Consider the following 15,132-nt stretch of genomic DNA (forward strand, 5'->3'; position numbering starts at 1 on the left):
ACGGTCGTAATACCAAACCCTGCATTTACCCCTCGGGGGCATGTGTCCCGGCGGAACCCGAAAATTGGCTTTTTTATAGTTTCTGCTTTGTTTAGCACGGTGCAAAACTTTTCGTGGCGGATCTCCGATAATTACAGGTTCAGGCTCGATAATCAGACCGCCCGAAACCATACAGCCGCTGCTAAACAAACCAACTGTTAAAATTAATCCGGCCTTCAGTATCCATTTATTCATAATGCTTCAATTAAGTGAACTGTTCTATTCACCTAAACAGCATCGTGGGGCGGTTGTTTCTCCTTTTGGATAAAATCACATCAAAATGCGATGCATACCGACACTACGAGTTATATGTATCGGGGAGATCATTTTCGTAGAGAACCACATCACCCGGTGAGGCATACGTCTCCAGATAATCATTCGCTTCGAAAAGTGAATTCACAATTTTCACATCAGTTTTAGATCCGCTCTGAACTGATGCAATCCCTTTCTGGATTGGCTTCGTCTGTTCATCTCCCACCAAAATTACCAAATCGAGGCCGGATTTGGCGATATGCTCTCCAAATTTTTGATTCTCTTTCTCTTCCAGTTCACCAAGTTCAATCATACCCGGGGTGATGATAATTTTCTTACCCGTATTGAATGAAGCCAGTATATCCACCGCATTCTTAGCGCCCACAGGGTTAGAATTAAATGCATCATCAATAACCGTCAATCCATTGCGGCTCTTCAACTCTAAACGGTGCTCAACCGGCTCCATTTTGGAGGCGGCCACGGCCATCGTTTTCAAGCGAATATCAAACTGAAGGGCAACTGCGGCAGCGATACACATATTTTGAATGTTATGCTTACCCAGCAATTTCGTTTTAAATTCTTCTTTATCTGTACGGTTGCCCTCTTTATCAAAAACGCTCATCTCAAAACGGGTTCCGTTCGCACCGGTTTCACTTTCTGAGACTCGAACGGCTCCCTCACTTCCCGCAAATACGATCTTAACATCATCACGCAGTTCTGCCATATTTCGAACCAGAGGGTCATCACCGTTCAGGATTAACGTGCCGCCCGGCTTCAACTCTCTCGCCAGGGTTGACTTCTCCTGAGCTACCGCTTCGCGAGAACCGAATGTCTCCAGATGAGAAATCCCCACGTTTGTAATTACCGAAATATCCGGCTGTGCGATATCACAAAGCTCTTTAATGTTCCCTTGATAGCGGGCGCCCATCTCCAGAATCAACACCTGGTGGTGAGCTTCCAGATCGTTGTTAATCACTTTACAGATTCCCATCGGGGTATTGAAACTACCGGGAGTAACGCATACCCGAACCCGCTCTTTCAGAAATGCGTCCATCAAAAATTTGGTGCTCGTCTTGCCGTAACTTCCTGTAATGGCAATGACCTTCAGGTGTGGCAAGGATTGCAGTTTATTTCGCGCCTGTTTTTTAAATCCGTTTTGAATCTTCTTTTCAACCGGTTTCATGACAAAAGCTGCGAGATAGAGAAAAAACGGAATGAAGATATCGAGTACAACCAGGCCAAAACTGAGAAAATATGGATCAACATTAATGAATGGCGCAACAAAATCGCGAAGCTGAACCCCTCTGTATGCAATATCAATCATGTAGAACCAGAGCACCCCAATAATTATCAGTGCTGTAACCAACAGACGCTTTACCCGTGCGGTGTATACAAGCGGTTTTTTCTCTTTCTCCTGCTTGTACCTGGATGTATCCACAAACCAAAACAGCGCAAATACAAACATTGTAATAGCACCGGCCGTGAGTGTTATCCGGTCAACCAGAAAGTTGATCACAATCAGAATGATCAAATTGAAAAAGATATGCTCCGGCGTGAAAAAACGGCTGAAGAAGTGATCCATCAGCCAGTGGCGAAACTCATGGGTTTTATAGCCGAGCTGCTGAAACATGTGCAGAAAGTAGCGCAGCCTGTGAAGTGAATGTCTGATAAAAATTGCGATCAGGAGTATAATGATCGCATTCATAAACAATGTAATGATCGCATTCATAAACAATGTATAGATATCCAAACTTTTGGTCGTTATTTAACTCGTTTCAAAAATGATTTTCTTCAGTCGGCCGGAGGAATCAACGTTCGATAATCAAACCGTGAACTGTTATATTTGATTCACTTATTTCTACCCAATAAAGAAAACAAGATAGTAAACATCCGAAAATAAAGAGTTCACAATCATAGAATGATAAAGAAACCGGATGTTTCTGAAAATTAAAAAATGAATATTCTGAATTTATGAAACTGATTATCCCAATGGCCGGCCGGGGAACACGCGTCCGTCCTCATTCACACACGACCCCAAAACCGCTTCTGCCGGTGGCCGGCACCATGATCGTCGAGAGAATTGTTGAAACATTTGCCCGCACCCTCGACCGAACCATAGATGAAATTGTCTACATTTTGGGACCTGATTTTGGGCGCGAAATTAAAGAGACTCTAACCGATATGAGTGAGCGCCACAATGCCAAAGCCACTTTCAGAGTGCAGGATGTAGCGCTCGGGACGGCACACGCGGTTTCCTGTGCCGGAGAAGATCTGGAAGGTGAAGTTATCATCGTGTTTGCCGACACCATTTTTGACTCCTACGAAAAAGTAACCCTGGATGATGCAGACAGCGTTATCTGGCTGAAAGAAGTGGAAGATCCATCCCGTTTTGGTGTTGCCGTTCACGATGGAGACACCATTACCGATTTTGTTGAAAAGCCGAGCGAACCAATCTCAAAACTGGCCATTATTGGTGTTTATTACTTTAAACAGGGTGAACATCTGATGAAGGAGATTCAGTACCTGCTCGACAATAATGTAACCGGCCACGGTGATGAGTACCAGCTTACCGATGCCCTCGACCGACTGCTGAAAGATGGAAAAACTTTTAAAAAAGCCACGGTAGATGAGTGGCTCGACTGTGGAACCCTGCCGGCATGGCTGGAAACAACCGGTGAAATCCTAAAAAAGGAGAATCACTCTTTTGATGCGTATGAAAATACAACCATCCACCCGCCGGTGTTCATTGGCGATGGAGTTGAGATTTCCGACAGTGAAATTGGCCCCAATGTAAGCATCGAAGCCAGAACTACTGTTACCAACTCAAAAGTTGAAAACTCAATCATTCAGAAAAGTGTTAAACTTTCCGGATGCAACCTGAAAGGTTCAACGATTGGAAACTTTGCTGAAGCAGATAATGCCACGGGTGAAATTCACATTGGTGACCACTCCATTCTGAAACAGTAAGCCGGCTCTAACCACCTTCAATAAACTTGACAAAGCGTGATTTACACTTCAGATCACGCTTTTTTTATGGCTTATACTTCTTTTGCCGATATACAAAATGATGCTCCTCTTCTCCTACAATTACTGAAAATTCCACTACATTCGCTTTTTCGGCAACGGGATAAAGCACCTCACCGGCAATGGACTCATCCGGGTATAGATCTGTTTTACGGATCACTTCCGTTTCCCAGTACGTGCGCTGCTCATTCAGGCTGGAGACCCGTGCATAAAACTGATCCCTGCGTTCTGCTCGTTCAATCGCCTCACGTGTTCTTTGATTTTCTCTTCTATTTCTTTCCTGGACTGTCTGTGAATCTGCACCGGCTACGTCTGAAGCTATATTTGCTGCAACCGTAATGCCGTCCAACACCAAGTTTGTTTTCTCTTGAGCATTGGCCCGAGAAGAGGCAAGGTCCAGATTCAGCAGAATTTGTTCGGGGTTGTACGCAGTACCACCTTTCAGCGGATTATAACTTCCATCACCATAATCATATCGGGCACTATATTTAAAGCCGGGTGTATCTACCTGAATAATGGAGTCAGAGTAATTAACAATCTCAACATCCATAACTATATAATCATCAACATGACGATAGTAAGCCATAGTGACGGAAGAGTTTTCACCTTCGCTGTAGAGATACTCCATACCCCGATAGTTCAGTACATTATCGTGCTGAGATTCGAGCCTGAAAACCGGTTCAGGCATGCAGCCGGATAAAAACAATACAAACAGTAAAGCAACAGAATAATACTTCATGGCCGTAGTTTTTTATTCATTGATTTATGTGAAGTTACAAACATTGAAGAGATTCTTGTACCGCATATTAATGTGAGCCAAGACGGTAGCGTACGGAGAAATATTTAATTACATTATGCGAAATAGAGCATGGAATGTTACAGGCTGCACTCCGGAACTGAAACATTTTGATGCAACGACAGTTTTAGCAAGAGATTACTCATCAACAAAATTCAAAACATTATGATACGTATAACAAAACATTCTGCGGTTATTCTGGTAATTTTGGCAAGTACACTCATTATTTCCGGTTGTTCAAACTGGAGTAACACAGCCCGTGGTGCGGTTATTGGAACCGGCGGTGGCGCCGCAGTCGGCGCTGTAGTAGGGAAAACATTGGGCAATACAGCAGCCGGTGCCATTGCAGGAGCAGCCGTTGGCGGCACTGTGGGGGCTATTATCGGGCGAAATATGGACCGAAAAGCAGAAGAACTGGAGCGCGAACTGGATGGTGTAACCGTACAGCGTGTTGAAGAGGGTATTGCACTCAGTTTTGACAGCGGACTGCTGTTTGGTTTTGACTCCTCCGAACTGCGGCAGGCTTCCAGGGAAAACCTAAGGAAACTGGCTCGAATAATGGGAGAGGATGACGACACTAACCTGATGATTGTAGGGCACACCGATTCTACAGGAGATGAAAATTACAACCAACGCCTGAGTGAACGACGCGCACAATCTGCTGCCAGCTATTTGATTGAACAGGGTATTGCCTCATCTCGCGTTCAAATTGAAGGCCGTGGCGAAACCGAACCGATTGCCGATAACGAAACCGAAGCCGGCCGCCAGGAAAACCGACGGGTTGAAGTGGCGATTTTTGCCAGTGACGAATATATCGCCCGACTGGAAAGAGCGCAGCAGTAACTTGTAATAAAAATAACCCGTTTTAAAAGGCGATACCGAAAGGTGTCGCCTTTTTTATTTGACGAAAATTTATGTCCGTTTACACCAACTGTTCATCAGGACATATCGAATTGAACACCTGCACACCGATACCCAGGCCTGTTCACCATCAAACAAAATCATCAAACCGTTGATTTTTATTGGCGTCTTTGAGAATCTCATGAAGTTCGTCATGCGGTGCTTCCGGCTCTAAGTGTATCGTAACAATTGCATCGCTTTTCAGCGCATCAATCAGTTTTCGCTCCAGCACCGTGGCATCGTCATGGGCTTTTTTGAGGCTTATGTCCTTTTTGAATGTTACATGCAGTTCAACCCACGTGGTGTAGCCGGATGTTCGGTGGCGCAGATGGTGCCATCCCGTAGCAGTTGCAGGCAGCTCATTCTCCAAAACGGTTTCCAGGGCGTTATGCACTTCGGGGTTGCGGGCATCCATAATTCCATCCACGGAATAACGAATCAATTTGAATCCCTCATACGAGATGTAAACCGCAATGGATATACTGACAATCGTATCGAGGTAAACCCACCCTGTGATATTAATCAGCAGTAGAGTGACAATTACACCGCCGCTGGTCCAAACATCCGTTAAAATGTGTTTTCCGTTACTGATGGCGATCATGCTATTCTCTTCCCGTCCCACCTTTTGAACGTATAGTCCAAGAATCAGATTTACAACGGCTGCAAACCCAACCAGATAGATTCCGGTGCTTAAGTTCTGCAGCTCGAACCCGGTGATCAGATTCTGAATAGCCAAAAACAGGATGGAGATACCTGCCAAAATAATCACAACCCCTTCCACGCCTACCGAAAGAAACTCCACCCGTTCGTGTCCATATAAGTGTGTATCATCTGCCGGTTTCAAGCTCAGGTGGTAGCCGTAAAGTACAAACGCAACTGCAAGAACGTGCACCACCGATTCAGCCGCATCCGACATCGCCGTTGTTGAGTCGGTTATAACAAATGCACCCATTTTTACAATCAGCGACAAAACAGAAACAGCAAGGCTGATTCGCAGCGCATTTTTTACTCTGGCTGATGCTGTCATAACGTTTGTTTAGCGATTGAATTTCGGCAAATCAGCAGCACTTAAAACTCCACCTAAAAGAAATCCGGACTTTAGCTGATTGCCACTTAGAATGTTGTTATTTTACAAAGCTAACAAAAAATCACGATTCATTTTGCTGGAAATACCCAAACAACACCAAGAGCTTTTTAAAACCATTGGCGAGATTGCCGAATCCATCAACCAAAATGTTTATGTAGTTGGCGGATATGTGCGCGATTACTATTTAAACAGGCTGAATCCGGATGAGATCACTGACATCGATTTTGTGACCGTCGGTTCCGGGATTGAACTCGCTCAGAAAATTTCAAAAAAATTAAATACCTCCAAACTGACGGTTTTTAAAAAATTTGGAACTGCACAGGTGAAGTACAAAAACCTGGACCTGGAGTTTGTGGGTGCACGGAAAGAAAGTTACCGGCGGGATTCCAGAAAACCGATTGTAGAAGATGGAACTCTGGAAGACGATCAGTTGAGGCGCGATCTAACCATTAATGCACTTTCATGGTCGCTGAACCCTGATCAGTTTGGTGTTCTGCACGACCCATTTAATGGAATTCAGGATTTAAAGGGCAACCTGATTCGCACTCCCATCGACCCGGAAAAGACCTTTGATGACGATCCTTTGAGAATGATGCGGGCTGTACGCTTTGCCACACAGCTCAATTTTAAGATTGAACCAAAAACGTTCAATGCTATTAAAAAAATGGCCCACCGCCTCTCCATTATTTCGAAAGAGCGAATTCTGGATGAGCTTAATAAAATTGTCCTGAGCCCAAAGCCTTCCATTGGCTTTGCCATTCTGCTAAAAACCGGGCTGCTAAAACAGTTTTTTCCCGAAATGGTGAATTTGATTGGCGTGGACGAGAAGAACGGAATGCGCCACAAAGATAATTTTTGGCACACTCTGGAGGTTCTCGACAACACAGCTAAAGTAAGTGATGACCTTTGGCTTCGCTGGGCAGCCATTCTTCACGATATTGCCAAACCACCGACCAAAAAATTTGTGCGCGGCATTGGGTGGACATTCCACGGCCACGACGCGCTCGGGGCCAAGTGGGTGCCAAGAATTTTTAAACGGCTCGGGCTGCCGCTTGATGACCGGATGAAATATGTTCAGAAGCTGGTCCGCCTCCACCTCAGGCCCATCGCGCTCGTCTCGGATGAGGTGAGCGACAGTGCGGTCCGCCGCCTGATCTTTGAAGCCGGGGACGACATCGACGACCTGATGACACTTTGCCGGGCAGATATCACCAGTAAAAATGAATGGCGCCGGAAAAAATATCGTAACAACTTCGACAAGGTTGAAAAGAAAATTGTTGAAGTTGAAGAGAAAGACCGGATGCGCAACTGGAAAAACCCGATCAGCGGCGATGAAATTATGCGAGAGCTGGAGGTTTCTCCCGGGCCGGTTGTTGGAAAAGTAAAAGACCGGATCAAAGAGGCCATTCTGGATGGGGAGATTCCCAACGAGTATGATGCCGCCTACCAATACCTACAGGATATAAAAGAAGAGTATTTAAACTCCGAGAACAGATAACCCATTTACATTAAGCATGGAATTTCTCACAATCATTGGGCTTGCAGCCGGTTTCTGTACAACCGTGGCCTTTCTGCCGCAGGTCATAAAAACATGGAAATCTAAATCTGCCAAGGATTTATCCCTTGGTATGTACTCTATTTTCTGCACAGGCGTACTCCTCTGGCTTATTTACGGAATCCTCATCTCCGATTTGCCGATTATTCTGGCCAACGCCATTACACTTCTGCTTGCACTGAGTATTCTGATGTTTAAACTGATTTTTAAAGACTAACCAAGGATTGTACCTATGTGGATTGCCAATTCGTACGGAAAAATAAATCTTGGACTTCACGTTCTCGAAAAGCTGCCTACCGGATTCCATCGGATTGAAACAGGGCTCTGTTTCATTGAATGGAGCGATCGGTTCGAAGTACAACCCTCTGAGGCGTACACCCTAAATCTGTCCGAGAAATCGATCCCAACGGACGATTCCAACCTGATTACAAAAGCCTACAAGCTGTTTGATCGCTACATTGGGCTAAACCGACACTACAGCTTCAACGTTATAAAAAATATTCCTGCCGGTGCCGGACTCGGCGGAGGCAGTAGTAATGCGGCGCTTACACTTAGAATCCTGAATAAGCTGGAAGAAGCCGGGCTTTCAAAAGATGAGCTGATAGACCTGGGCAGAACCCTCGGTTCAGACGTTCCGTTTTTCATTAAAGGGAAACCGGGCATTGCTACCGGATTGGGCCACGATATCGAACCGGCCGATATTCAACCCGATGCATGGATTGTAACTGCTTACCCCAACTTTGAGAGCTCAACAGCAGAGGTGTACCAAAACTGTGTGCCAAATCCGGACCATGACTTCTCCATAAAGGGGGTTTTACTTGAAGAGGAGATCGATCAGTGGCAGTTTTTACTGGAAAACGACCTGGAAGCTCCGGTGTTTACAAAACATGAACTGGTCGGTAATATCAAAGATCAAATGCTCGAATTCGGGGCGTCGTTCGCCATGATGAGCGGAAGCGGTTCCACGGTTTACGGTGTTTTTGAGCAAGATTTTGTTGCAATTAATGCCTATGAATCGTTTTATAAGCTTGGATTTCCCGCAAATCTAACCAGGCCAAACTTTGAGCCGGATAACGGTATTTACAGAAAAGACTAAACTATTTGGAGAGACCTGCTGACTGCTTCAGCACTCCTGTTAACGACTGACAATTAATTTTTGACATTATGGGTAAATCAAAAAAAACAGATCCGCGCGCCGGAATGGATGTGGATTCCTTCAAGGAAGATATTAAACAGCACCTTCGTTATACATTAGCCAAAGACAAGTATAGCTCAACAGAATGGGATAATTACCGAAGCGTGGTTCTCGCGGTGATGGACCGCCTGCACGACCGTTGGCTCAACACGCAGCAGCGTTACTACTCCAATGACGAAAAGCGCGTCTATTACATTTCTATGGAGTACCTGATCGGGCGCCTTCTGGACAATATGCTTGTAAACCTGGGGATGCAGGATGTAGCTGCAGATGCAATGAAAGAGGTTGGGCTGGATTATGATAAAGTGCGAAATGCCGAATGGGATGCGGGTCTTGGAAACGGTGGTCTTGGACGGCTTGCAGCTTGTTTCCTGGATTCGATGGCAACATTGGGAATTCCTGCAATCGGTTACGGTATCCGGTACGACTACGGAATATTTTATCAGCAAATAGAGAACGGATACCAGATTGAGAAGCCCGACCTCTGGCTCAGATATGGAAATCCCTGGGATATTGTCCGTCCAAAAATTCAGTACAACGTACCGTTCTACGGAAACTCCCACGCTTACCATGATGACAAAGGCAATTTACGGTTCCGATGGGATAACACACACGACGTGCTGGCGGTGGCATACGACACACCAATCCCCGGCTACAAGAATGATGTGGTAAACAACCTCAGGTTATGGAAAGCATCTTCCTCATCCTCCATCGACCTGAAGAGCTTTAACCAGGGGCAGTATATCGATGCGGTACGTGATACGCAGCTTAATGAAAATATCTCACGTGTCCTCTACCCAAACGATAAAGTATTTGTGGGTCAGGAGTTGAGACTGAAGCAGGAGTTCTTCCTGGTTGCAGCGTCCGTTCGTGATATTCTGCGAAGGTTCAAGAAAGTACATGACGACTGGAGAAAACTACCGGAAAAGGTGGCCATTCAGTGCAACGATACGCATCCAAACCTTGCCATTCCCGAACTGATGAGAATTCTTGTGGATGAAGAGGGGCTCTCGTGGGAGCTCGCCTGGGATATAACGGTGAAAACAATGGCCTATACCAACCATACGCTTCTTCCCGAAGCACTGGAAAAATGGCCTGTATCTCTGTTGAGGAACCTATTGCCTCGACACCTGCAGATTATTTACGAAATAAATCGACGATTTCTGAATGATGTAAGTGAGAAGATCGGTGACGACAGGGGGAAAGTCAGTCGGCTCTCTATTGTAGGTGAAGGGGAAGATCCGGTTGTACACATGGCCTCTCTCGGTATTGTTGGGTCCCACAAAGTGAACGGTGTAGCACAACTGCACAGTAACCTGATTAAGAAGACCCTCTTCAAAGATTTTTATGAGATCTATCCGGAGAAGTTTACTAACAAAACGAACGGAATTACTCCCCGGCGATGGCTGCGACAGTCGAACCGTGAGCTGTCTGACCTGATCACTGGCGAAATTGGAGAAGATTGGGTTACCGATTTGAGTCAGCTGAAGAAACTGGAAAAATTTGTGGACGACAAAAAGTTCATGAAGAAGTTTGCCGAAGTAAAGCAGAACAATAAGCAGCGAATGGCAGACTACATCGAAGAGAAGCGCGGTATTAAGGTAAATACTCAATCGATGTTCGATATTCAGATTAAACGAATTCATGAGTACAAACGCCAGTTTATGCTTGCACTCTATGCCATTACGCAGTACAATCGCATCAAAGCGAATCCCGACGGAGACTTTGTACCCCGTACAATTTTAGTTGCCGGGAAAGCCGCACCGGGTTACACGATGGCGAAGCTGTTCATCAAGCTGATGAACGACATTGGTGAGAAAATTAACAACGATCCCGATGTTGGTGACAAGCTGAAATTCATTTTCCTTGAAAACTACAGTGTAACACTGGCCGAGAAGATGATTCCATCCGCAAACCTTTCAGAACAGATTTCAACTGCAGGTTTTGAAGCATCCGGTACCGGGAACATGAAGTTTGCCCTGAACGGAGCGCTTACTATCGGTACCCTTGATGGTGCCAATGTGGAGATTAAAGAGGAGGTAGGAGATGAAAATATATTCATTTTTGGAAATACTGTGGATGACGTGGAGCGTCTGCGCCATGAAGGATACAACCCGTGGGATTACTACAACAGCAACGAGGAGCTGAAGAAAGCGCTGGATCAGATTAAAGATGGCTTCTTTAATGAAGATTCAGAGCTGTACCAGCCAATCATCGACTCCCTGCTGCATAAAGGAGATTACTTCCTGGTTCTGGCCGATTATGAAGCTTACATCAACAAGCAGGCAGAGGTGGATGAGCTCTATAAAAATCAGAATGAATGGAACCGGAAGGCTCTGCTAAATACGGCACGGGTTGGAAAGTTCTCTTCAGATCGAACGATCAAGGATTATGCAGACGAGATCTGGGATGTGGAAGTGAAGAGATAATTAATCTTCCCCCTCAATTCGAAATACATCAAAGCCCTTCTGATTTCAGAAGGGCTTTTTGTTTGGGACAGTAAGATGTTCTCTCACTCAGTAAATTTAACCTCTTTTCTCGCAGAGGTTCGCAGATTAAAGCGCTGAGTTTCGCAGAGGGAATTAAGTACCCTTCCGGCCAAGAGGGCCAATGATCCTAAGTTTCACGAAGATGTTGGATGTCAAAGCCCCCGAAGGAATTCAATAAAAAATTGGCCAAGTTAATAATCTACGATCCGGCAAAGAGTGGCAAGGAGCGCAGTACCACCTGATAAATTCCCCACATCAGCGGTATACTCACAAACAGCCAGGCCAGCACAATGTAGATCACCGGTGATTTTTCGACCTCACTTTCTTTCATTTTGTCATAACCCTTCTCTCTTTTTCTCTTTAAAAAGTTGATGTTTGGCATCTACCTCTTTCACAAGATAGTTGCAAACTAAACCGATGAGAAGTAGTCCTGCCATGATATACATCGTTACTGTATAAGCCTCGGCTTTATCCACACCGGCATTGATTTGAATTTCACGGATATAGTTAACCAGTACCGGCCCCAGAATTCCTGCCGTAGACCAAGCTGTAAGCAGCCTTCCATGAATGGCACCAACTTGATATGTTCCAAACAGATCTCTTAGGTAAGCCGGTATCGTGGCAAATCCGCCGCCGTACATGCTCATGATAATTCCGAATCCGATCACAAATAGGATAGCCGTATCCAGCCGGCCAAGTGACGGGATAAGTGCGTACATCAGTAGTCCCAACCCAAAATAGATAGCATAAACTGTTTTACGTCCGATTTTATCAGATAGTGAAGACCAAAAGAAGCGCCCGATCAAGTTAAACAGGCTCAATAATCCTACAAATCCGGCTGCAGCCTCTGCGGTAATCACCCCCTCAAACATCTCCTGAATCATCGGGGAAGCCTGCCCTAAAACCCCGATTCCGGCTGTTACATTTACACAGAGTATGACCCACAGCAACCAAAATTGTGGCGTTTTAAGCGCTGTATCTGCATCTACATGGTTGCTGGTTATCAGTTTTCCCGGCTTTGAAGACGGAACAAAATTTTCAGGTTTCCATCCTTCCGGAGGGATACGAACCGTTACGACTCCAAACATCAAAAGTGAAAAGTAAATCGCACCCATCACCAAAAATGTCTCCGAAACGCCAACAGAAATCGGCGACGAGAAATAGTCGAGCAAGGCTACAGCAAGAGGTGACCCAATCATAGCACCGCCTCCAAATCCCATAATTGCCATGCCCGTGGCCATTCCCGGACGATCGGGAAACCACTTAATCAAAGTTGAAACCGGAGATATGTATCCGATCCCAAGACCGATTCCACCCAGTACTCCATACCCGAGGTAGACAATCCAGATTTGATGCAGATGCACACCCAACGCTGAAACAAAAAACCCACCGCTGAAGCAGAGGGCTGCAACAAACATCGCTTTTCGAGGGCCAACACGCTCGAGCCACTTCCCAAACACGGCAGCCGAGAGCCCCAGAAAAACGATCGCAATAGAAAAGATCCAGCCGATGGTTGTGAGTTTCCAATCGGCTGGAGCAGATACCGTTACCCCGATAATTTGTGATAACGGCAGGTTAAATACACTAAACGCATAAACCTGCCCGATAGATAAATGGATAGCCAGTGCTGCCGGGGGGATCAATCAGCGGCTAAAACCGGGCTTTGCGACTGTTTTTTCACGATCTAAAAAGGAGTGCAATGGAATGATATTTATGCTTAATCTTTTATCCCGTAACCGTTGCGTCTATTCGTACTCTGATGAATATTTTCAATATAAAGAAATCAAATGAATCTTATACCGGTTAGTCCATACCATCAACAAAGATTGCTTCTCTATTCGATGGCTATTTTCATATTTTAAGAACTTAAAATTTAACTTTATACAGATAAGTCCGCGACTATGGAAGACGGCAATTTTTTTGAGCAATCCTATTCAGAGATCATCAGCTCTGCTCACGACCTTCTTACCACCACCCTTTTTCAGCTTCAGGAGACTCAGGTAAGTCTTCTGACATTAATCATTTTTCTCCTCTTTCTGATCGCATTTGGGTTTGCCAGTAAAGTGATCAAAAAGATGCTGCTCAATCGGGTTCTAACACGATTTGAGATTGAGTCCGGCTTACGCTATACACTTGCCAGGGTGTCTCAATACATCATTGTTACCATTGGGGTGCTGGTTTCTTTTCAGTTCATTGGAATTGACCTGAGCAGCCTGGCCGTAATTTTCGGTTTTCTCTCAGTCGGTATCGGTTTTGGCCTGCAGAATATCACCTCAAATTTCATTTCGGGATTGATCGTTCTTTTTGAACGGCCTATCAGTGTTGGAGACCGGGTCGTTGTTGCAGGTATTGAAGGCGATGTGCTGGAGATCAACATCCGGGCTACAAAAATCCGCACGCTCAACAAAGTGTCAATTATCGTACCTAATTCAGAGTTTGTATCCAGTAATGTGATCAACTATTCGCACGGTGACCCTGAGTACCGGCTTGATGTAGATGTGGGTGTGGGTTACGGGTCCGACTTGGATGCTGTTCTGAAGGCATTGAGAGAAGTGGCTGATGAAAATAAAAACGTGCTTAAAAACCCTGAGCCTCAAGTTCATCTCGTCTCATTTGGCGACTCTGCATGGGAGATGCAGCTGCGGGTATGGATACCTGATGTAAAACGCTATCCAATTGTAAGAAATGAGATCAATCAGGCGATTGTGAAGAAATTTCGGGAACACGATATCGAAATTCCATTTCCTCAGCGCGATCTTCATATGCGCTCTTCTGTTGATTTGCCAGTCCGTCAGCAAAAAATGGAGCCATCACAAGAGAATCAATCCGAAGAAGAGAAAAGCCAGTAACGGAAAGGTTCAAATTTTCTGGTACATTCTCCACAAAATTGTACCGGCTTGAACATAGAGACTTGTTATCAGTTTAAACTCTTTGGTTGAAAAGAGTTTATTTCGTTTAAGCACAATGTATGCAAATAGATCTGTGCCCGGTGGAATTTTTCGGCCGGCTTTCAAAAACTGCTTGTCGGTTAACTTGTAGAGCGGAATTCCAATTTCGGCAGGCAGATTCAGCTTTTTAGAATCCTCTTTGAAAATTCCCTTGTCGTCATCACCAAATGCGTGATTGCACACATAGGGTTTCTTCTCTTTCAAAAACGTTTTATAAGTCGGTTCAGGAAGCAGATCATCTGGTCCATACTGGTGTAACTCCTTTACTCCCATGGCGTGAACCATCCTCGGGTCGCCCTGATGAATTGTCCAGAAATAGATATGATCGATATCAAAAATATTCAGAGACATCTCACTTAACCTTCTCGCTACCTGGAAGAAGTCTCCCATGTGCACCTCGTCCATCAGCCGCTTTACAAACTCTTTTTTGTTGAACTGAAGGTGAGCCGGCAGCTCCATCTCTATGGTTGTAACCAGTTTGGCCTGAACCAGCTCCAGAATCTGATCCCTTTCCGTTTTAAACTGCTCTTTCCTGATAAAATCGGCCGCTCCAAGATTCAGTGCTGCTTTCTCTTTTTCGACCGTTGGCTGCCCGGTCATTATCAAAACGGGAATGTTTCTTTTCTCAGAATCTGCCATCATCGACTCCAGAAACTCCAGTCCGTCTACTCCCGGCATGTGAATATCAGAGAGTATAAGATTCACTTTCTCTTCGGCAAGTATATTTACCGCCTCCTGAGTGTCAAATGCCTGGAGAATTTGATAATCATCACCCAGCAGGTTTTTTACTACCAGATGAGTCATTTTATCGTCGTCAATAACTAAAACTCTGTATTTCATCCTTAAA

The 15,132-nt window shown here is 45.1% G+C and carries 11 protein-coding genes and 2 pseudogenes; 7 read left to right on the plus strand and 6 right to left on the minus strand.

Annotated features, from left to right (window positions below; all coding sequences use genetic code 11):
• Positions 1-234, minus strand: a pseudogene (locus tag BG260_RS06555) (hypothetical protein); the annotation flags it as partial.
• 103 nt (positions 235-337) lie between these two features.
• Positions 338-2,041, minus strand: a complete 1,704-nt coding sequence (locus BG260_RS06560; protein ID WP_245683914.1) for a UDP-N-acetylmuramoyl-tripeptide--D-alanyl-D-alanine ligase — start codon at positions 2,039-2,041, stop codon at positions 338-340.
• A gap of 221 nt (positions 2,042-2,262) precedes the next feature.
• Between BG260_RS06560 and BG260_RS06565 the strand changes: the two genes are divergently transcribed.
• Positions 2,263-3,258, plus strand: coding sequence for a sugar phosphate nucleotidyltransferase (locus BG260_RS06565; protein WP_069131167.1), 996 nt, complete (start codon positions 2,263-2,265; stop codon positions 3,256-3,258).
• 64 nt (positions 3,259-3,322) lie between these two features.
• Here the strand turns inward: BG260_RS06565 and BG260_RS06570 are convergent, their stop codons facing one another.
• Positions 3,323-4,054 (minus strand): hypothetical protein, encoded by a 732-nt coding sequence (locus tag BG260_RS06570; protein ID WP_069131168.1) that lies wholly within the window; start codon positions 4,052-4,054, stop codon positions 3,323-3,325.
• Positions 4,055-4,276: 222 nt separating this feature from the next.
• Between BG260_RS06570 and BG260_RS06575 the strand changes: the two genes are divergently transcribed.
• Positions 4,277-4,954, plus strand: a complete 678-nt coding sequence (locus BG260_RS06575; protein ID WP_069131169.1) for an OmpA family protein — start codon at positions 4,277-4,279, stop codon at positions 4,952-4,954.
• Positions 4,955-5,102: 148 nt separating this feature from the next.
• On the opposite strand, the gene BG260_RS06580 is transcribed toward BG260_RS06575, so the two are convergent.
• A complete protein-coding gene (locus BG260_RS06580; RefSeq protein ID WP_069131170.1) occupies positions 5,103-6,038 on the minus strand; it encodes a cation diffusion facilitator family transporter in 936 nt (311 codons plus the stop codon).
• Positions 6,039-6,171: 133 nt separating this feature from the next.
• On the opposite strand from BG260_RS06580, the gene BG260_RS06585 reads away from it, so the two are divergent.
• The 4 genes from BG260_RS06585 (at position 6,172) to BG260_RS06600 (ending at position 11,277) form a co-directional block, all read left to right on the plus strand.
• The gene (locus BG260_RS06585; RefSeq protein ID WP_218089737.1) at positions 6,172-7,596 is read left to right on the plus strand and encodes a CCA tRNA nucleotidyltransferase; all 1,425 of its coding nucleotides are present in this window, start codon (positions 6,172-6,174) and stop codon (positions 7,594-7,596) included.
• A gap of 16 nt (positions 7,597-7,612) precedes the next feature.
• Positions 7,613-7,870 (plus strand): SemiSWEET transporter, encoded by a 258-nt coding sequence (locus BG260_RS06590; protein WP_069131172.1) that lies wholly within the window; start codon positions 7,613-7,615, stop codon positions 7,868-7,870.
• A gap of 15 nt (positions 7,871-7,885) precedes the next feature.
• A complete protein-coding gene (ispE, locus tag BG260_RS06595; protein WP_069131173.1) occupies positions 7,886-8,749 on the plus strand; it encodes a 4-(cytidine 5'-diphospho)-2-C-methyl-D-erythritol kinase in 864 nt (287 codons plus the stop codon).
• Between the two features lie 68 nt (positions 8,750-8,817).
• On the plus strand, positions 8,818-11,277 hold the full coding sequence (locus BG260_RS06600; protein WP_069131174.1) for a glycogen/starch/alpha-glucan phosphorylase: 2,460 nt from the start codon (positions 8,818-8,820) through the stop codon (positions 11,275-11,277).
• A 259-nt stretch (positions 11,278-11,536) separates the two neighbouring features.
• Here BG260_RS06600 and BG260_RS06605 read toward each other — a convergent pair.
• Positions 11,537-12,980: pseudogene (locus BG260_RS06605) on the minus strand (L-lactate MFS transporter).
• Positions 12,981-13,238: 258 nt separating this feature from the next.
• On the opposite strand from BG260_RS06605, the gene BG260_RS06610 reads away from it, so the two are divergent.
• Positions 13,239-14,186 carry a mechanosensitive ion channel family protein gene (locus tag BG260_RS06610; protein ID WP_069131175.1) on the plus strand — a complete coding sequence of 316 codons (948 nt, stop codon included), beginning with the start codon at positions 13,239-13,241 and terminating at the stop codon, positions 14,184-14,186.
• 9 nt (positions 14,187-14,195) lie between these two features.
• Here BG260_RS06610 and BG260_RS06615 read toward each other — a convergent pair whose 3' ends face one another.
• Positions 14,196-15,125, minus strand: a complete 930-nt coding sequence (locus BG260_RS06615) for a response regulator (RefSeq protein WP_069131176.1) — start codon at positions 15,123-15,125, stop codon at positions 14,196-14,198.
• Between the last annotated feature and the right edge of the window lie 7 nt (positions 15,126-15,132).

Source organism: Rhodohalobacter halophilus, from assembly GCF_001715195.1.
Classification (GTDB): Bacteria; Bacteroidota; Rhodothermia; order Balneolales; family Balneolaceae; genus Rhodohalobacter; species Rhodohalobacter halophilus.